The 19,768-nt window shown below is 32.5% G+C and carries 18 protein-coding genes; 6 read left to right on the top strand and 12 right to left on the bottom strand.

All coding sequences use genetic code 11. From position 1 onward, the window contains the following. Positions 1 to 521 precede the first annotated feature (521 nt). Complete coding sequence (locus JYK00_RS08150) at positions 522 to 1,751, top strand: EAL domain-containing protein (RefSeq protein ID WP_207566412.1); 1,230 nt, start codon at positions 522 to 524, stop codon at positions 1,749 to 1,751. A 112-nt stretch (positions 1,752 to 1,863) separates the two neighbouring features. Beyond that, positions 1,864 to 2,454 carry a tyrosine-type recombinase/integrase gene (locus JYK00_RS08145; RefSeq protein ID WP_207566411.1) on the top strand — a complete coding sequence of 197 codons (591 nt, stop codon included), beginning with the start codon at positions 1,864 to 1,866 and terminating at the stop codon, positions 2,452 to 2,454. 20 nt (positions 2,455 to 2,474) lie between these two features. Here JYK00_RS08145 and JYK00_RS08140 read toward each other — a convergent pair whose 3' ends face one another. From JYK00_RS08140 to JYK00_RS08120, 5 genes are all read right to left on the bottom strand, one after another. Then, complete coding sequence (locus JYK00_RS08140) at positions 2,475 to 3,044, bottom strand: TetR/AcrR family transcriptional regulator (RefSeq protein ID WP_207566410.1); 570 nt, start codon at positions 3,042 to 3,044, stop codon at positions 2,475 to 2,477. Continuing rightward, entirely contained in the window at positions 3,031 to 5,556 is a 2,526-nt protein-coding gene (locus JYK00_RS08135) for an efflux RND transporter permease subunit (RefSeq protein WP_207566409.1), read from the bottom strand. Before JYK00_RS08135 ends, JYK00_RS08140 begins: the two co-directional genes overlap by 14 nt. 86 nt (positions 5,557 to 5,642) lie before the next feature. After that, the gene (locus JYK00_RS08130) at positions 5,643 to 5,831 is read right to left on the bottom strand and encodes a DUF1450 domain-containing protein (protein ID WP_207566408.1); all 189 of its coding nucleotides are present in this window, start codon (positions 5,829 to 5,831) and stop codon (positions 5,643 to 5,645) included. Positions 5,832 to 6,090: 259 nt separating this feature from the next. Next, on the bottom strand, positions 6,091 to 7,326 hold the full coding sequence (locus JYK00_RS08125; protein ID WP_207566407.1) for a metallopeptidase TldD-related protein: 1,236 nt from the start codon (positions 7,324 to 7,326) through the stop codon (positions 6,091 to 6,093). 12 nt (positions 7,327 to 7,338) lie between these two features. Next, a complete protein-coding gene (locus JYK00_RS08120; protein ID WP_207566406.1) occupies positions 7,339 to 8,664 on the bottom strand; it encodes a TldD/PmbA family protein in 1,326 nt (441 codons plus the stop codon). Positions 8,665 to 9,294: 630 nt separating this feature from the next. Here JYK00_RS08120 and JYK00_RS08115 point away from each other — a divergent pair. From JYK00_RS08115 to JYK00_RS08100, 4 genes are read left to right on the top strand one after another with little or no spacing between them, the layout of a single operon-like run. Continuing rightward, positions 9,295 to 10,461, top strand: a complete 1,167-nt coding sequence (locus tag JYK00_RS08115; RefSeq protein ID WP_207566405.1) for a PLP-dependent cysteine synthase family protein — start codon at positions 9,295 to 9,297, stop codon at positions 10,459 to 10,461. Next, a complete protein-coding gene (locus JYK00_RS08110; RefSeq protein ID WP_207566404.1) occupies positions 10,458 to 11,615 on the top strand; it encodes a cystathionine gamma-synthase in 1,158 nt (385 codons plus the stop codon). The genes JYK00_RS08115 and JYK00_RS08110 overlap by 4 nt, the downstream gene beginning before the upstream one ends. Next, entirely contained in the window at positions 11,612 to 12,343 is a 732-nt protein-coding gene (locus JYK00_RS08105) for a class I SAM-dependent methyltransferase (protein ID WP_207566403.1), read from the top strand. Before JYK00_RS08110 ends, JYK00_RS08105 begins: the two co-directional genes overlap by 4 nt. 22 nt (positions 12,344 to 12,365) lie before the next feature. Beyond that, positions 12,366 to 13,565, top strand: coding sequence for an adenosylhomocysteinase (locus JYK00_RS08100; RefSeq protein ID WP_207566402.1), 1,200 nt, complete (start codon positions 12,366 to 12,368; stop codon positions 13,563 to 13,565). A 52-nt stretch (positions 13,566 to 13,617) separates the two neighbouring features. Here JYK00_RS08100 and hydE read toward each other — a convergent pair whose 3' ends face one another. The 7 genes from hydE to JYK00_RS08065 form a co-directional block, all read right to left on the bottom strand. Beyond that, positions 13,618 to 14,646, bottom strand: coding sequence for a [FeFe] hydrogenase H-cluster radical SAM maturase HydE (gene hydE, locus JYK00_RS08095; protein ID WP_207567672.1), 1,029 nt, complete (start codon positions 14,644 to 14,646; stop codon positions 13,618 to 13,620). Continuing rightward, positions 14,636 to 14,893 carry a hypothetical protein gene (locus JYK00_RS08090; protein ID WP_207566401.1) on the bottom strand — a complete coding sequence of 86 codons (258 nt, stop codon included), beginning with the start codon at positions 14,891 to 14,893 and terminating at the stop codon, positions 14,636 to 14,638. Before JYK00_RS08090 ends, hydE begins: the two co-directional genes overlap by 11 nt. Continuing rightward, positions 14,880 to 16,295 carry a [FeFe] hydrogenase H-cluster radical SAM maturase HydG gene (gene hydG / locus JYK00_RS08085; RefSeq protein WP_207566400.1) on the bottom strand — a complete coding sequence of 472 codons (1,416 nt, stop codon included), beginning with the start codon at positions 16,293 to 16,295 and terminating at the stop codon, positions 14,880 to 14,882. Before hydG ends, JYK00_RS08090 begins: the two co-directional genes overlap by 14 nt. 11 nt (positions 16,296 to 16,306) lie before the next feature. After that, positions 16,307 to 16,564, bottom strand: a complete 258-nt coding sequence (locus tag JYK00_RS08080) for a TM1266 family iron-only hydrogenase system putative regulator (protein ID WP_207567671.1) — start codon at positions 16,562 to 16,564, stop codon at positions 16,307 to 16,309. Between the two features lie 148 nt (positions 16,565 to 16,712). Beyond that, entirely contained in the window at positions 16,713 to 18,446 is a 1,734-nt protein-coding gene (locus JYK00_RS08075; RefSeq protein WP_207566399.1) for an NADH-dependent [FeFe] hydrogenase, group A6, read from the bottom strand. A gap of 198 nt (positions 18,447 to 18,644) precedes the next feature. Next, positions 18,645 to 19,526: an AEC family transporter gene (locus JYK00_RS08070; RefSeq protein WP_228288148.1), complete on the bottom strand. Its 882-nt coding sequence runs from the start codon at positions 19,524 to 19,526 to the stop codon at positions 18,645 to 18,647. After that, entirely contained in the window at positions 19,523 to 19,768 is a 246-nt protein-coding gene (locus JYK00_RS08065) for a hypothetical protein (RefSeq protein WP_207566398.1), read from the bottom strand. Before JYK00_RS08065 ends, JYK00_RS08070 begins: the two co-directional genes overlap by 4 nt.

Below are 19,768 nucleotides of genomic sequence, written 5' to 3'. Positions count from 1 at the left end.
ATTTAAAAGCCTTGCGTTGTGCAAGGCTTTTTTGATTATCGAAAAAAGACACGAAAAGAAAATTTTGGTGGTAAATCTGTAGCTTCTGAATAGATTAATAAAATGTATCTTTTATTAACCAAATTTTTAGTTTAAACTCTATATACAACCATAATGATAAATGGATAAACATTTTTATTAAGACATGGAATAATTATCAAATGACTTTGATAATATGAATTTAAATATAACTATTCGTATATTTGACAATTTTTTACCAGACTTGCTACATTTATTACAGATTAATCGGAATTTTTTATGAATGTCTTTAAAGAAAAGGCCAAAAAACCTGGTTGTCCGTTTTAAAACAAAGAAAAGATTATCAATTTGTAAAGAAGTAATACTTTTGTAGTGTTAAAATAGTCTATAGAAATTAAGTAATTAGATTTTGGAAATTTTAATTAATAAAAGATACAAATTATAAACCGTATAGAAAAGCATTACTGAGTAAACAGTAATATAATTTATTAGAAGGTGGTAAAATGTTTGATTTTTTGTACGAATATGTTGAAGATATTGATTTAGTAAGCATATTAAAAGAAAAAAGATATGGCTTTAAAAAGCCAGTGTTATTATTGGTTGTAAAATTTCCTGTTAAGAATGAAAATTTTGATAATGTTTTTGAGAGAAACATGAAAAATAAATTGACAGCTGAATTTGAAAGTATTTTGTCTAATTTTTTCAAACCAATTTTTACAACAATAACACCTTATTATGAGTTTATCAGTGTGTGTGAGATTAGCGGAAAATATGGGAATAGATATCGGTTTGAAAAAAAGATTGAAGATTTTGAAAATGTGATTTTAAACTATTTTATTGAAAATGTTATTGTTAAGATAAGTGAAAACAATTTAAAAAGCTTTCCTGAAATAGTCTCATTATATTTGGATTTTGCTGTTGGATATTCTTTTATAACATCGTGGAATAACATTTATCTGGCACTGGATGTTGCCATTGAAAGAGCCAAGATCAGGGCAAAAAGTAAAGTAATTAAACTTTCCGATAGATTTCTGGATTTATTTTTGAAACAGGAGTTCGACATTTGCTGGCGTCCTGTAATTGATATAAAGAAGAAAAAAATAAAGGCCTGTGAACCACTTATTGTTGGTTCAAAGGGGACCGGTTTAGAAATGCCGGAAGTTTTACAGAAAATAGCAGTTGTTAATAATTTTACAGAGAATTTGAACACGCTTTTTTTTAAAAAAATTTTTGAAGAATTTGTTAAGTTAGAGAAATCGGTAAAAATTATAATCAATATAACTATGTATTCTGAAGATTATTTAAAAGAATTAAATGATATTTTCGAAGAATATAATATACCTTTTGAGCGTGTGATTTTAAGTTTTTCAGCAAAAGATCAAGATAGATTAGATTTTAGAATAATGGAAATGCTTATAGATAAAAATTTTTACCTGATGCTAAACGTAAATAATTTTGAACTATCTTTGAATATATTTAAAATGTTTCTTCACGAGAAAAATGTGTTTGTCAGAATTGAGCAAAATATAACTTTTGATCTGCACTTTAATGTCAAAAAGCAAGATTTTATTAAAAAAATAACTAACTGTTTCCCAAATGTTATTATTCAGGGAAGAGATGAAAAAACTTTTGAAATAGCTTCAAAAGTTGGTTGTAAATATTATCAAAGTAGTTGTGGTTGTTTTGAAAATTATCAACTGTTTTTAGATGAAGATATTATAAAAAAGCTATAAACTTGTAATTGTAAATATTGTGAAAAATAGGGAAGTTGTATAGGATAAATTGAAGGTTAGAGTGTTTACAAATTAATTTGTGGTTTGATAACATATTCTGTGGGGTGATTTTTTGGCGGGAAGAAAAGTGGTAAAACCTATTCGCGACAAAAAAATTATCGAGAAAGTAAAGAAGGAAATTTTGAAAGATAAGAATTATAAATTATACGCTTTATTCGTTGTAGGAATAAACACGGGTTTACGTATAACTGATTTGTTACATCTTAAATGGGAAAATGTTATTAATGATGGAAAATTATTGGACAGAATAGTACTTTTTGAAAGTAAAACGGGAAAACGTCAGGAAATACCGCTGAATAATAGTAGTAAGAAAGCTTTAAAACTTTTTGCAAGTCATACCATTACTAAAGGTTATATATTTAAAGCGGAGAAAGATAACAGAACCAAAAGTAATGGAAAACCATTAAGTTATGTTTATGTTCATAAAATGTTGAATTATTATATAAAAAAGAGAGCTGGCTACCAGGAGCCAGTCGGAGCCCATACTTTGAGAAAAACTTTTGGATATCAGGCATACATTGCCGGCTGGGATATATATAAAATTCAAATGTGTTTAAATCACTCCTCCCCTTCAATTACACGGCGTTATATAGATCTTTCGCAGGATGATAAAGATAAGGTTTATTTAAGTCTTGAATTATAATTTAAAAATTAAGTAGTAGTTCACTTTGTATGTGGTGCTTTTTTTAAATATTTCAAGAAAATATCGTCCATAAATTCATCCCATAATTTTTGAAAATCGACATTTATACCGTAAGAAACATATATACATAATGCATCAAAAAGCATCCAGATTTTTTGAGCAAGAAGTCCTAAGTCGTTTTCTGGATCTATATTGTCAAGTTTATATAAAGAAGACTTTATCAGCTCTATTCCAATCTTGTACATTTTTAACACTGTTTTTTTAACATTTTCATTTTTCATGGATTGGAAGAATATATCCAGCGAAAATTTGTTGATATAATTATTTGTTTTGTAATCTTCGATTAACTCTTTTCCAAATTGTTTTATTGTCTCTATAGTTTCAAAATTTTTCTCAATAGCAGAATTTATGTTTCTGAAATAATGTTCTATTACTTTTAAATATAGTTCTTCTTTGCTGGAATAATAGTGATAAATTGCTCCTTTTGAAACTCCGGCTTTTTTAGAGATCATATTTAAACTTGTTCCATCGTATCCATATTCTGCGAACATTATAAAAGCGGCATCTAAAATTTTTTCATGAGTTTTCATTTTTATCCCTCCAGATTGATATAATTGATGGCACAATAAATATTGTTGCTAAATAGCACAGGAAGATTCCAATAAAGAGTAGCATCCCAAAACTAACGAATCCTCTGTATTTTGCTATCATTAAAGAACCAAAAGCCGCTGCGGTTGTAAGTGTGGTCATAGTTATTGCTTTACCTGTACTAAATAGCGCCAGGTTTAAATCTTTTTCCCTTTTGTATCTGTGAACAAAGTGAATTCCATCATCTATTCCAATTCCTATTATTAAAGGAAGGACTATTACATTGACTGGATTAAACTTTATTCCAAACCACCCCATAATTCCAAGCAACACAATCACAGAGAAAATTAATGGTATTATAGTTATAATTGCGTATTTGAGACTTTTGAAATCTATTAAAAGTAGTACAAAAATCAATGTTATTGTTAACATAATTACTTTTTTCCCATCATTGATGGCTATTTCCATGACTTTTAAGAAAATTAAAGCACTTCCTGTTGTTTCTTTAACGCTAAGTTTTTTTAATGTTTTTAAAAATTTTTGTTGGAAATCCATGTCCCACATGTCTCCTGAAGGATACGCGGCTGTTAAAAACATGTCATCTTTTCCAATATAATTTAATTTATAATATTCTGGTAAATCGTTTAAAGTTATTATCTGACTTAGATTCAATTTTGAGCGTATTTCCTTTAAGGCTTTTATCATTGCATTTTGATATGTGAGAAGCTTTTCAGATGGCAGGTTTGCTAATCTGGATAAATTGATTTTTTTACGGAAAGTTGCTATTTCATCTGCAAGTTTATTTAATCCCATTGCGCGAAGAGCTATTGTTTCTGTAATTAGTGCACCATTTAATTTTAATATTTCACGCGTTAAAGAGTTTTTATTTATAGTGGATCTATATGGTAGCTTTTCCAGTTTGCTTTTTGCGTAATTCATTCTTTCAATTTGTTTGTTTGTTTCGGGAAGAAGGGGAGCGATGCTATCTATAAATGAAAAAGTATCGTATTTTTTTAATTCGTTGTACAGGTTTCTGGTATCTTTAAGACCTTTTGTGATAAACATTGTACTATCTGGTGAAAGGTTGAACTTCTTTACCAGAACTTTGTTTAATTCAACACTTTCCAGCCCCTTTGGTTCAATTTGGAGCATATCTTTTTCAAACTGAACGTCACCTATCTTGAGCACAGAAATTATAAATATTAGAAGCGAAACTACTAAATAAAGCGTCCTGAATTTTAGAAAGTTAAAATCCTTCTTTTTCTGAGGAATAGTTTTATTTTTAATTTTTTTATCAAAAACAAGAAGAAGAGATGGTAAAACGTAAATAGCTGCAAATAACGTCAAGATAATCCCAAGGGCTAAAACCACTCCAAATTCTTTAAAAGCTGGAGAATCGCTTACTATAAACATAATAAATCCAATTGCAGTTGTTAATGCACCTGCAATGACACCCTTTATAACTCTTGAGAATACTTCTTTTACAGCTTCGGCAGCGTTTTTGCCTTTTTTTCTATATTCAACGAATATTGAAATAATATGAATCGAGTAATCGATTCCAAGCCCAAACAATATGGCTGCCATCATCATTGTCATTATATTAAGTTCTTTTAAAGTGAGCGTTATAATTCCAAGAGTCCAGATAATTCCTAAAACTAATGGAACAGTTGCAAGTATTGTGTATCTTATAGCTTTAAACCCTGCAATGAATATAAGAATAATGAGTGTTATTGAGAGAATAGTTGCATATGTTGTATCTTTTGTAGTAACTACCATTTCATCTCTTGCTATTACTAAAGAACCTGTGAGACCTGCTTTAATACCGTATTGTTGTGCTAAATTTTTGGCAATTTTTTCAATATTATTTACAAATTCTGCTATTTGATATACATTGTTTGTATCAATGGAAGGTGTCACGATAAGCATTCCCATTTTCCCATCTTCCGAAAGAAAATATTCTTCACCGTAAAATAATTGCTTTACATGTTGGTAAACACCGTTGGGATTGTCGTTCAGCATATTTTCAATAATTGAAGACAATTCATTAAAAAATATTTTTGCCTTTTCCTGATCAATTTCTCCTTTGAATTTTAGGGTGTTTAAGTTTTTGAAAAAATCTTCAAGACTTCCAGAATTTAAAAGCGAAAGAATAAGTTCCGCTTCATTTTTATCAGATAAAAGAAAGATATTTCTTAATAAAAAATCAACGGGCATTTTGTATAAAACTTCCTCTACATTATCAAGTTTTTTAAGGACTGGAGCAAGTGTTTCAAAGTATTGTTTTATATTTTTACCTTCAGCGACTAATATAACACTGTCAACGCCATTGAAATATTTGGTAGCTTTTTTGTATGTCTTGAGATAAAGATCGTTTGAAGGTAATAAAGAAAGCATTCCAGGATCCACTTTGAGATTAAGCGATAATATCAAAGATATAATTGTTACTATTAAAGCTATCAAAAGTATTCGTTTGTAATGATTTACTATGAAATTTGCGAGCTTTTCATACCCCATTAATTACACCTCCTTATTAGTACCGACCGGTTGGTATAATTTTACAAAAAAATTTGTGCACGATAGCGTGCACAGATATCTACTTGTTATAATTTTTTTAAAAGATCCTCGATATTGTCAGCAATTATCAATTTTTCATTTTTTATAAGGAAGTATTTATCACGACATATTTCACATTGATCAAGACAATTTTCAATTACAAATTCATGCTGCTTCTTGTTTAAATGTTCGATTATTCTTTCTAATTCTTTACAATTTTTGCATACCTTGATCATGCTCTAAACCTCCTTCTTATCCCCATACCGGGGGGTCTATATTAATTATATCATTAAGGTTTAGATTGTCAAGAATGTGAGGAAAATTTTGCGAGTTTGGCTCCATTCATGTCATTCCGAACCCTAAGGGTGAGGAATCTTGAATTTGGCGAGATTAGCTAGGTTAATATGAGTTGTTCTGAAAGAAAGTATATATAAAAAAGTGGGGACTTTGGATTTCCCCACTTTTTATTTTATATAAGTTTTGTATGGAAATCTATTAATACTTACGAACGTTCATCTCCATTACAATACAGTTCATATGAGATGTGGAAATCAAAGAATCTTTACTCACTCCTATAAAGTCTTTGCCAAACATGTCATAGATATGAGACTCAATTACAATTTCTGGTAATCTACCTATAAATTTTCCATTTTCCCACAGTAATGGAACCTGAACAGGAGCTCCAAATTTTCCGTCTGGTGTAAAATCACCACCGCTTGTTATTAAAACAAAAATTCCTTTTCTGCCGTTCATTAATTCTTGAAGCGTTTTTTGAGATGATTTTACATGCAAGCTCACATATCCTATATCAGGAACGTCATCGTAATCTCCTCCAGCAGCCCCGGTTAATGGTAAGTTGAAAATTTTTGAGTATTTTTTCGAAGTGTAAGGAGATTTGAGGATACCATTTTCTATGAGATTGTATTTGAATTCGTTGTTTACTGTACCTTCTGTATCAAAAAAGGGACCAAAATACCCATCCTCAGGACTTTTTGTCTGATAAAAAGTGAAACTTTCATTAAATAGTTTTTGATTTAGCTTTTCAGAAAAAATAGAGCTTCCACTTCCAAAAACAAGTCCGTGCAATGCCTGGTACATTTTTGTTTTGTAAGCCATATCACTTTCTAAAAATATTACGGGGTATTTTCCATCATTAAATGAATCTAATTTGTTTCTAAATGCTTCTAATATTTCATTCGATATTTTCAAAAATTCTTCTTTATTGTATTCAAAACCATCAAGTGCTACGTAACCATCTATTATATTGGCAGATTCTCTGTGTTTGAATAAGAAAACAAGTTCCGTAAAAGAAGCTTTATATTCCAGGTTTAACCCTGCACTATTTTCCATATGGGCGTAAGTATTTAATAGTTTTTGCTTATTTGAGAAAATAAAATCTTGATTTTCCTGTTTTAATTTGTTTAATATATCTTCAACATCTTTGAAGAAATTCTCTTCATCTGGTAATTTATTTTCAAGAATCAATTTTTTATTAATATCCCTGGTAGGTTCAAAAGGATAGCTTATTTTGAATGATAATTTATTAAGAGCCTGCTTTTCTAATTCTTCTATGGAGGTGGAACCTATTTTTCCAGCTACACCGATTAAATTTTCTTTGTATACCCTGACACTGGTTTTTTCTATTTTTTTTCTTCTCACATCATTTATTTCATTATTGGATATTCCTATCGTAAATTCATTATTTACAACTTTATATATTTCCCTTATCATTTTTTCCCCTCCCTATTGAACATTCAAAGTTTTGACTCTCACATGAGGTCCTCCAAAACCTACTGGTAGTGGAAATTGTTCCCATTTTCCACACCCGCCAAGGACAAAAGAGAGAAGTTTTAGCTCTTTTGAAAGTCCTTCTATATTGTAAAGTGTTTCAAAGACGCTTCCTGATACAACAGAAATCTTTACTGGCTCTGCAATCATTCCGTTTTTTATTTTGTAAGCAAGTGATGGAGCTAATGTGAATGTAGACATTCCGGAACCATGCTTTACAGTTTCTATATAAATTCCTTCTTTTATATCGGAAATTAATTGCTCGAAAGATACGTTTCCAGGTTCAATATAAGTTGTTGTCATACGAACAATTGGCTCAAATTCAAAAGATACTGCCCGTGCGTTACCAGTTAATTCTTCGTTGAGAGATACAGCTGTAGTAGCGTTATGTAGCCTTCCAGAAAGTATACCATTCTTTATCAAATATGTTTTTTTGGACCTTGTTCCTTCATCATCAAATGGTGTATATCCTGTGCCCAGTACGTTGCCATCATCAACGATCGAAAGTATTTCAGCTCCCACTTTTTTTCCAAGTTCCCATTCTTTTTTCATATTTTCGTCACCTATCATGAAATCCGCCTCACTTTTATGACCAAAACTTTCATGTGCGAAAACTCCAGCAGCCTCTGGTGAAAGTACAACTGTATATTGACCGGGGTTTATATTAACAGAATTTTTGAGGAATTCTACACTTTTTCTGATATGTGTCTCCATATCTTTGATATCTACATTAAGTTCTTGGAATGTATTTCCCGCTTTCTCAAATCTTTCATTGAATTTTTTATCACCGTCTGACATTTCAAACGATATTCTAAATCCAGCTCTTTGAGTATCAAACCTTAGATTTGCTCCCTTTGAGGAGTAAAATTCCTTTTCAACTCTTTTGTCTACATATTGAGCTCTCCAGAGCTTTATATATTTGTTCTGGGGGAAGAAACGTTTTAAAAGAGAAAATTTATCATCTAAAGATACTTGAGAAATATCATTTGTATCAAACTTGAGAAATTCTCCTTCATTTACTTCAAGTTTTTCTATAAGCGGATGTCCAGAAATATTAGTAGATTTTGCGTACCTTGAAAGTTCATCAATGCTTTTTTGAATGTTTTCTATGTCAGTGGTGGTTGTATAATACCATCGTGTTCCATCATATAATCTTATGAAAGCAGCTTTGTAACTTCTCTCTTTAATATCATCCACTTCGCCCATAGTTACTTTAATGTGAGTTTCAAAAACATTTTCGATCCTGACATCGGTATATAAACCTTTTGGAAATTTAAACATAACACCCCTCCTCGTGTATAATGTAGTTGAGAAATTTGCAAATCAATCCAACTCTGAGTTATCATATAACTAAAGCAATTCAGCCCCTCCTTGCACATAAGTGTTTGGTTTAGTCCGACTAAATTTAATTGATTTATAGCTTCCACATCTAAGATTTTAACATGTTTTAAAAAAAGCGCAACATTTATAAAAACATTATTAAATAATTTTTTTGAAATCATCAGTCAGGTAAGTAATGTGTAAATCAAAAAATAAAACGATGTATTACTTTGAAAGTTGAGTTCTTTTTAACATATGGTTCGTAAAAAAAATTAAACTTGACAATTCCACTAAGCTATGGTATCTTTAATTAGGCAAAACTAACAAGGAGGCGATTTTTTATGGGGTGCATTTTTCTGATAGATCACAAAAGGTTCTAAAAGATGTAATGTACAATGCTCATCTGATAGTGTCTTTTCCTTCCGTTAAAGGAAGTACCTCTTTGCTTCCTTCCAAAAATTGTCCAGTGGAAAGTTTAAACCAATGTTCCATCAATATTAGAGCCTACCAATTGAGAAATTGGTATTGTTGTTGTTGAATATAACTTTAAGATAAAAGTAAATATATTTTTTGTACACAGGGAGGGATATGATGATAAGTAACGTGAAATCTGGGATTTATGATAATGTTGTGGAAATTATAGGAAAAACTCCGATAATTAGACTAAAAAAGATAGAGGAATATTTTAAAGTTGAAAATGAAATTTACGTTAAAGCAGAATTTTTGAATCCTGGAGGAAGTATAAAAGACAGAATAGGAAAATACATTCTTGAAAACGCCGAAGTTGAAGGAAAGATTGATAAGGGTTCAGTTATTATTGAGCCCACATCTGGAAACACAGGGGTTGGATTAGCTTTGTATGCAATATCAAAGGGATATAAAACGGTGTTTACTATGCCGTCTAAAGTAAGTTTAGAAAAAGAGCTTTTGTTGAAAGCTTTAGGGGCTTTTATAGTCAGAACTCCTACAGATATTAAGCCAGAAGCTCCGAATTCATATTATAAGGTTGCTGAAGTTATTAGAAATTTGATTATAAAAAAACAAAAGTTCTTAAATGACAATGAGTTGTCAGAAATTGTTTCGTATGTTCAGCAACTTGTCAGAGAGAATAAACTTGATAAACTTCAAAACATTTTAAATGAAAAAGTTGAAAACGCACTTTTTGCTTATATTCCAAATCAATATTCAAATAAATATAACCCATTGACTCATTATGAATTTACAGCACGTGAAGTATGGGAACAGTTTAATGGAAAAATTGATTACGTATTTGCAGGAGTTGGAACAGGTGGAACTATAACGGGAATGTCAATGTATTTAAAGGAAGTAGGAACAGTAAAGGTAGTTGGTATAGATCCAGTTGGCTCAATTTATAATCTTGTGAAAAATGGAATGAAAATAGAGGAAGCTTTAAAACAAGCGCACACGTATCTTGTTGAAGGAATTGGAGAGGATATAATTCCAGCGACTGTAAATTTAGATCTGGTAGATGATATAGTAGTCGTTAATGATCAGCAATCTTTTTCAATGACACGCTTTTTAGCCAAAGCTGAAGGAATATTGGCTGGTGGTTCTTCCGGATCTGTGTTATTTGGAGCGTTAAAGTATTTAAAAGAAAAAAATGTGAAAGGAAAGAAAGTTGTGCTAATTTTTCCTGATACAGGTAGAAACTACCTTACAAAAGTGTATAACGATGAATGGCTCTTAAAGCATAATTTAGAAATTGATGATGAAAAGATTCTGGAGGTGTTATTATGAAATTTTCGACGAAGGCAATTCATGTGGGTGAAAAGCCAGAAGAATTTCAACATGGGGATGCAGTTTCACCAATTCATCTTGCCACAACTTTTGCTAAATCAAGTATTACAGAAGTGGAAGAAGGATATGTTTACTCGAGAAGTGGAAATCCAACAAGAGATAATCTTGAAAAAAAGTTCGCTGCTCTTGAAAATGCAAAATATGGGTTAGCTTTTTCTTCGGGATTATCTGCAGAAGCGACAATATTGTTATCTTTGCTCAAGGCAGGCGATCATGTTATTGCGTTTGATGATTTGTATGGTGGAACTAAAAGATTATTTAATCAGGTTATGAAACGTTTTGGAATAGAATTTAGCTATGTTGATGTTAGGAACCTCGAAAATGTTGAGAGGGAAATAAAGAAAAATACCAAAATGATCTGGCTTGAAACCCCAACAAACCCATTACTAAAACTTGCTGATATTCAACAAATATCAAGTATTGCTAAAAATGAAGGAATAATTGTAGTTGTGGATAATACTTTTGCAAGTCCTTATTTTCAAAATCCACTCGAGCTGGGAGCGGACGTTGTGGTGCATAGTATTACAAAATACATAAGTGGACATTCAGACGTTGTTGGAGGCGCAATAATGGTTAATGACGAGGAAATCTATGAAAGATTGAAATTCAATCAAAATGCTGTTGGTGCAATATTACACCCTTTTAGCAGCTGGCTTGTAATGAGAGGAATTAAAACCCTTTCAGTTAGAATGGAGAAACACGCAAGTAATGCTATGAAAATAGCAAGATATCTGGAAGATAATCCTATGGTTGAAAAAGTTTATTATCCAGGTTTGCCTTCTCATCCTCAACACGAGCTCGCGAAAAGGCAGATGAAAGGATACAGTGGCATACTCTCTTTCGAACTTAAAGGGGATTTGAAAGTAGCTGTGAAATTTGTTGAAAGTCTACAGATTTTCTTCTTAGCAGAAAGCCTTGGTGGTGTGGAATCATTGATAGAACTTCCTGCATTAATGACGCATGCCTCGGTTCCCGAGGAAGAAAGGGTTAAGGTTGGAATAAAAGATTCTTTGATCAGGGTTTCAGTGGGAATAGAAGATGTGGAAGATTTAATAGAAGATTTAGAACGCGGATTTAAGGCGGTGAAACAATGATTATTACAAATGATGAGATAAAACTGTTTTTGAAAAAACTTTCTTTTGATGATGATTATATAGAAGAATTTATAGAGCAGATAAATTATTTTGAAGGCGAGGCAAAAATAAGAGACGATATTGTAAAAAGTTATCTTAATGATGAGTGCATAGAAGTAATTACCAATGAAATAGTTTATGAGCTATTAAAGCTTGATAAAACCAAATTGACTATTCTGGATGTTGCAGCAGGTTCAGGTTTTTTTACAAAAAGAATTAAAAATAAGCTGGAAAAGAAAGGACTAAAGGTTGAACTTTTTGGACTTGATATAACTCAAAGCATGTTAAAAAATCTTCGGCAAAAAGGCATCTTTTCTGTTTGGGGAGTCGCTGAAAAAATAAAAAAATCAATTGAAATATTTAATGAACATTATAAGACGGATGTTCCTGAAAAATTTGATGCAGTTTTTTCTACATTAGCTTTTCATCACTTCTTACAACCTGAAAAGGTTTTAAGCAGCATGAAAGAAGTTTTAATAGAAGATGGTAAAATTATTATTGTGGATGTGCTTAAACATGATTACGAAGAATTTTCGGAAACTCTTAAAGATACGCATCTTGGATTCTCAAAAGAGGAGATTAATAGTATGGGTTCAAAATTATTTGCTAAGGTGAAAGTGGAGCAGCTTGGAGCTTATTGTAGAGTAGACGACAAAAAAGTACATCTTTATAAAGCAGTATTTGAATAATTTTTTACAGGGAGGAGAAAATATGAGTATGGGAAGAAAGAAAATAGAATGGGTAGCAAACTATATGCCTCTTCTTAACGAGATTGGTAGGCTTGGGAAACCTTTTAAAGGCTGGAAAATAGGGATGGCAATTCATATGGAAGCAAAAACTGCTTATCTTGCACTTACATTAAATAAATTGGGTGCGGAAGTGATTGCCACAGGATGTAATCCTCTTTCTACTCAGGATGATGTTGCAAAAGCTTTAAGTGAGATGGGAATAACCGTTTACGCAAAAAGAACTCACGATGAAAAAGAATATTTAAAAACGATTCATAATGTTTTAGACCACAAGCCAGATTTAATTTTAGATGATGGTGCTGACTTAACGGTGATAGCCCATACAGAAAGAACGGAAGTTCTGGAAAATCTTAAAGGTATTTCAGAAGAAACAACTACAGGAGTGAGAAGAATAAAAGTACTCCAGGATGAAGGTAAATTAAAAGTTCCGGTTATAGCAGTTAATAACGCTCGAATGAAACATTTATTTGATAACAGATATGGAACCGGTCAATCGACGTGGGATTCTATTATGAGGAATACAAATTCATTAATAGCAGGTAAAAATGTAGTGGTAGCAGGATATGGATGGTGTGGTAGAGGCATCGCAATGAGAGCGAAAGGTTTAGGCGCTCATGTAATAATTACAGAAGTTGATCCAGTAAAAGCAGTTGAAGCGTTGATGGATGGCTTTGAAGTTTCAAATATGGATAGAGCAGTTGAAAAAGCAGACATAATAGTTACATCTACGGGAAATAAAGACATAATAAAAGAAGAGCATTTGCTGAAAATGAAAGATGGTGTTATTCTGGCAAATGCAGGCCATTTTAATGTAGAAATTCCTATGGAGCAGATAGAAAAAATGGCAGAAGAGAAGTTTGAAGCGCGTCAGAATGTTACGGGATACAGGATAAAAGGGAAAAGAATATTTGTAATAGGTGAAGGGCGACTTGTGAATTTGGCCGCTGCTGATGGACATCCAATAGAAATTATGGATCTGTCTTTTGCGCTGCAATCTTTTTCCTTGATGTATTTGTCAGAAAATTACAAAAATCTTGAAAATAAGGTGTATGAATATCCAGAAGAGCTTGATAAAAAAGTTGCATATATGAAGCTTAAAACTCTTGGAATAGAAATAGATTATTTGACTCAGTCTCAAATGGATTACCTGAAAAAGTTTTAAATCAAATTAACTATAAAATAGTATAAGAGGCCCTTTTCTAAAGGGCCTCTTTTTAAACATTAGTTAATTTTACACGGAAACCATAACTTTTTCCAACGTTTCGACTTAATCCCTTAATCATACCTTTTACACATTCCACACAGGCTGTGTCTGCTTCAAAAAGACAAATCTTTCCTGGATATAACGTGTAATTTGGTCTATAAGGATTTGGTGTGAGGTTTGGCATTATAACATTAGCTCCACATTTTAGTGCTTTTTGTCTGCCAAAAGGATGTATACTTCCCATCGCAGTGGTGGCAGGAATATTTGCTGTAGGTAACAGCAAGCGTGTCAAAGCAATGACTTTTAGTGTGGTGTTTAAATCACCACCTTTTTCATTTTTTAGTGGTGTATCTGGATTTGGAATAAATGGTCCAATTCCTACCATGTCAGCATCTAGTTCGCGAGTAAAGAGTATGTCCATTGCAAGTTCACGCGGGCCCTGCCCGGGCAATCCTACCATAGAACCTGCTCCTGTTTCATAGCCGATTTTCTTAAGTTCAAAGAGATGCTTTTTTCTGTTTTCAAAAGAATCATCTGGATGAAGTTTGTTGTATAACTCAGGACATGCTGTTTCATGTCTCATAAGATATCTATCGGCACCTGCGGTTTTCCATATTCTGTATTCTTCAAACTTCCTTTCGCCTATACTTAAGGTTATTGCTACATCAAACTTCTTGATCTCTTTTATTAAATATTCTATTATTTCAGTTGTATAGTATGGATCTTCTCCTGATTGCAAAACAATTGTTTTGATACCTTTTTCTGCTATTAATTCAGCTCTTTTTATTATTTCTTCAGGAGACATTCTATACCTTTTTAGCTTTTTATTTTCCGCTCTTAACCCGCAGTAAAGACAGCTTTTCGTACAAATATTTGAAAACTCAATAATGGCCCTTAAGTGCACTTCTTTTCCAACATATTTTTCTCGAATTTCGTCCGCTTTTTCAAATATAATCTCATCGTATTTTTCCGTTGAAAGTAGATATTCAAGGTCTTCAAGAGTTACTGAATCTCTTCTGGTTACAAGTTTATCTATTATGGACAAGGTAAATCACCTCTTTTAATAAGGTGTGAAATTCATCGTTTGTTTCTGTCAGGTTTTCGGTAAATATTATTATTTCATTATCTTCGTAAACAATTTGAGGTGGCATGAAAAATTCTTTTCCTGCTTTGAGCCCTTCTATAAAGGAAATTCTTTTTCCTATTTTTTCACATATCCAGATTTTGCAGTTATACTTTCTTGCTATTTTTTCCAGAATTTCTTTAATTTTTTTAAAATCTGACATCTCTTTCACCTTTATCTATTTTTTTGAGTCCGTCGATTACGGAAGATTTTCGTTTTTCATCAATTTTTTCAAGTTCTTTTTCAATAAGTTTATATCCAATTTCTTTAGTTTTTTGTGAAGCATAATCATTCAAATACTCTCTTAAAGTAAATATAGCGTTTGGGGTACAAAATCTTTTTACAAAACCTGGAATAGCAAATTCCATAAAATGTTCCCCTGTTCTTCCAGCTCTATAACAGGCTGTACAGAAAGAAGGTATGTAATCTTCCTGAAGCAGTTCTCGAATTACTTCATCAAGTGAACGATTATCGCCAAGAATAAATTGACTCTTTTTAATTACCTCAGGATCTTTTTCAGAATATGAACCCACTCCTATGCTTGATCCCGCATCTATTTGAGAGACTCCAAGTTTCAGCACTTCCCTTCTTAAATCGGCAGGTTCACGTGCTGTTAATATCATACCGGTGTAGGGTACCGCTAATCTTAAAACAGCTACTAACTTTTTGAATTCTTCATCGTTTACTTGATATGGAGGTCTTTGTGCAACAGGCGTACCTACAGCTGGTTCTATTCTCGGGAAAGATATAGTATGTGGCCCCACGCCAAAACGTTCTTCAAGATGAATCGTGTGGTACAACAATCCCATAACTTCGAATTTCCAGTTGTATAAACCAAATAATGCTCCTATTCCAACATCGTCTATTCCTGCAAGCATAGCTCTGTCAAGCCCATAGAGTCGCCACGCGTAATTTGATTTTGGACCTCGCGGGTGCATTTTTCTATACGTTTCTCTATGATATGTTTCTTGGAAAATTTGAAATGTGCCTATCCCAACATTCTTAATTATTTTGTATCCTTCGACGGTTTGTGGTGCGGCGTTAACATTTACCCTTCTGATTTCGCCGTTACCAACTTTTGTGTTGTAAATAACATCAATTGTTTTGGCTATAAACTCCGGGGAATATTTGCTGTGTTCGCCATAAACAACTATGAGTCTTTTATGGCCTTTACTGACAAGGGCTTCAACTTCTTTTCTCAAATCATCTATACTTAAAGTTTTTCTCAGAACCTCTTTATTAGAAACTCTGAAACCACAATATTCACAGTCGTTGTAGCATTCGTTACCAATATATAGCGGCGCAAACAAAACAATTCTGTTTCCGTACACTTTTTCTTTGAGCTTTCTAGCAGCTGAAAAGATTTCTTCCCACAGTTCTTCACTGTCAGCATTTAAGAGAGTGCTTACTTCTTCTGGTTCTAATCTTTGCTTGTTTAGTGATTTGTCAAGAATTTCTCTTACTCTTTTAGGATCAGGTTTTTGTGTTGTTTCTAAGAGCTCAAATATCTTTTCTTCAGGTATAAATGTTTTCTCTTCAAGTTTTTCTTTCACAAATACAAACATTATGTATCACCTCACTTTGTTATAGGAATGCTTTTTACACGCACATTTTGGATTTGGCCAAGTTTTCCTGTAAAATTTCCAAGAAGATCATTTGTGGCTTTAAATATGATAAAGATTACTGCGAAGTTCTCTTCAATTACGGGATAACCAACTCGCAGTTTTATATATTTTGCAAAATCATGGAGTATTTCATTTACCTTATCATACGCTTTGTCTCTGTCATTCACAATTATGTCTACTGTGTAATACCTTTCACTTGTATTCACTATAAATAACCCCCTTCCTTTATTGACACCAAGGAAGGGGGTATAATAATTTTCTTAAAGTTTTGATTTCCCCTTTCCTTGGTGTCAGGTTAAACAGATAACCCTTCACCTCAGAAAGAACTATTAATTTTTATTTTTTTATACACAAAATTTATTGTGAAACTTCCACTTTTTTCTTTGATCTATCAGTATAGTACGTGTGTAGTAGTTCGTGTGCAAGATGGCTATTAGGTTCTTTCAAGAATTCTTCGTAAAGTTGTTTTATGTATGGATTTTCGTGTGATCTTCTAATTGTGCTTCTCTCATCAAGACTATAAATAGCTTCAGCACGTTTTCTTAAGATTTCTGGATCAAGACTCTTAGGTTGTCCGCCACCACCTATACAACCACCGGGACATGCCATGATTTCAATAAAGTCGTAATATCTTTTACCTTCTTTTAAATCATCAAGCAGTCTTCTTACATTTGCCATCCCATGAGCAACTGCTATTTTTATTTTTTTACCTTTGACATCAACTTCAGCTTCTTTTACTCCATCAAGGCCTCTAACATCTTCGAAGACAACTTTTGGTAATTTTTCATTTGTGAGAATTTCGTATGCGGTTCTCAGTGCCGCTTCCATGACACCACCTGTAACACCAAATAGGATAGCAGCACCTGTTGAAGCGCCAAGTGGATTATCGTACTCTTCATCTGGCAATCCAGAGAAGTTAATTTCTTTAAGTTTTATGAGCTTGGCAAGTTCTCTTGTAGTAATTACATAATCTGTTGATTGTATATCGTTGATTTTTTGCTGCGGTCTTTTAATTTCATCTTTTTTCGCGGTACATGGCATAACTGAAACTATTATTATATCCTCTGGTTTCACGCCGATTTTTTCTGCAAAATACGATTTTATAACAGCACTCATCATTTGCTGAGGAGATTTTGCACTGGATACATTTTCAATGAATTCCGGGTAGAGTTTTTCGAGCAAATTAATCCAGCCTGGACAACAGCTTGTAAACATTGGGAATGGGCCACCTTCTTTGAGCCTTCCAATTAATTCTGTTCCTTCTTCTACAATAGTTAAGTCAGCGGCAAAGTTAGTGTCAAATACATAGTCAAACCCCAATCTTCGTAAGGCTGCTACCATTTTACCGGTGCTTACAGAACCAGGTTCCATTCCAAATTCTTCCCCTATTGCAACTCTTGTTGATGGAGCTGTTTGGGCTACGAGTATTTTTTCTTTTCTTTCAAGGATTTTAAGTACCTTTTTCCAGTCGGGTGTTTCGTATATGGCACCAACAGGACAGATGTATGAACATTGACCACAGGAAATACAATCTGTTTCGTAAACGGGAGCATCAAATGCAGTTTGTGGAAGTGTATGGTAACCTCTATCAATCATTGAGTATACATTTATACCCTGAATTTCACTACATACTCTTACACATCTTTGACATTTAATACATTTTGATAAGTCTCTTTGAATAGAAGGACTACTATCATCGAATATGTCAGGAATATCTGATTTTGGGAAAATTTCTTCTACGTCAAATTTGTGGACAAGTTTTTTTAGTTCACATCTTGCATCAGCTTCACAATACATACAATCATTGGGATGATTTGCCATGATAAGCGAGAGATTGAATTTTACAGCATTTTCCACTCTATCGGAATAAGTTTTTATTTTCATACCGTCAACTACTTTTGTTGTACAGGCCGGCTGGAGTGTTCTGGAACCTTCAATTTCAACAACACATACTCTACATGCACCTATTGGTTCTAATTCCGGATGATGACACAAAGTGGGGATTTGTATACCAACCTTTTGAGCAGCTTCCAGTACTGTAATGTCTTCCGGGACCTCATATTCACGGTTGTTGATGTGAATTTTAACCATTCATATCCCTCCTTAGGTATGTTATTAATGATTTTTTTCACATGCAATAGCAGAAAAACAAAGCAACTCGGTAGTTATACATCATTTCAAGTACATTATATCACAAATTAGTGAAAATTAAACACCTGTAATTAAAGATTAAGTTAATACAATTACAAATAAAATAACATAATCTTCAAATTCAGCAAATTTCACAAATTAAAATATTTGTTCGAGAACAAAAGCCCAGATTGGCAAGGTAATAATGGATAAAAGAGTTGTTACTGCAACACTCAAACTCATTGAAGGTGTGTCACCTCCAAGTGCATCCATTAAAATCACACTATTTACAGCAACAGGCATGGCACTTTCAAGAACGAAGACTTTTCCAAATTCTCCATGCATTTTATACACCTGTGAAAATATTAAGCCAAATACTGGAATTATTATTAACCTTAGTAGACTACTGAGTGAAATAGTTAACATTGAACCCTTAGAAAATTTTATTCTTGAAAGTGATAAACCTACGAATAATAGGAGAAACGGAATTGCGGAATCTTTTAACATTAACAGTGAATTTAAAAGAGGTTCAGGTATGGATCTATAACTGATTCCGAGATGGCCGAGAATGAAAGCCACTATTAGTGTATAAAAGTATGGAAGTTTTAGAATGTTTTTAAAGTTTACTTTTTTCCCTATAAATATTGGCAGTAATAAGCTTCCAATTAATATATTCATTAAAGAATAAATCACTCCATATGCCATAGCACGTTCTCCCCAGAGAGAATACAACACAGGATATCCAAGGTATCCAGAATTGACATAGACTGAGGATACAAGAAATATATCTTTTTCTTTTGAAAAATAAGTGATTAAAAGTGAGATAAAGAAAAGAATAATCATTCCTATTCCATAATCTTTTAGCTGGCTCAATGTTGGAGTATAATCATTTATGAACGTGAAAGTAACTATTGTAGCCATGAGCCATAATGCTGTTTTTGAGACTATCTTTAAATCGTACGGAAAAATTTTTCCAAAAATAAAACCAATTAAGATAATAAGAAAAGGGGTTAAAACAGCAGAAAATGTTGATATAATCAACTTTTCTCACGACTCCATATTACTTTTTCTCCGTCAAAAATTTTGAGAATTTCATCTGGAAATTTTATATTTTTTCTTTCTAAAATTTCAAGAATTAAATCTTTTGGAAGGGATGTTTCTATCCATAATTCCTCCAGGCTTACTTCTTCTATCCCTCTATTAGCAAAATCTTTAAGGATTTTTGTAAGGGCTTTTTCGTATCTTTCCCATGTTATATTGTATTCTTTGAATTCATTTTCCAT

Source organism: Thermosipho ferrireducens (assembly GCF_017358165.1).
GTDB lineage: Bacteria > Thermotogota > Thermotogae > Thermotogales > Fervidobacteriaceae > Thermosipho_B > Thermosipho_B ferrireducens.
The sequence above is the reverse complement of the archived record's forward strand: the minus strand, read 5'-3'. Positions and strand labels throughout refer to the sequence as shown.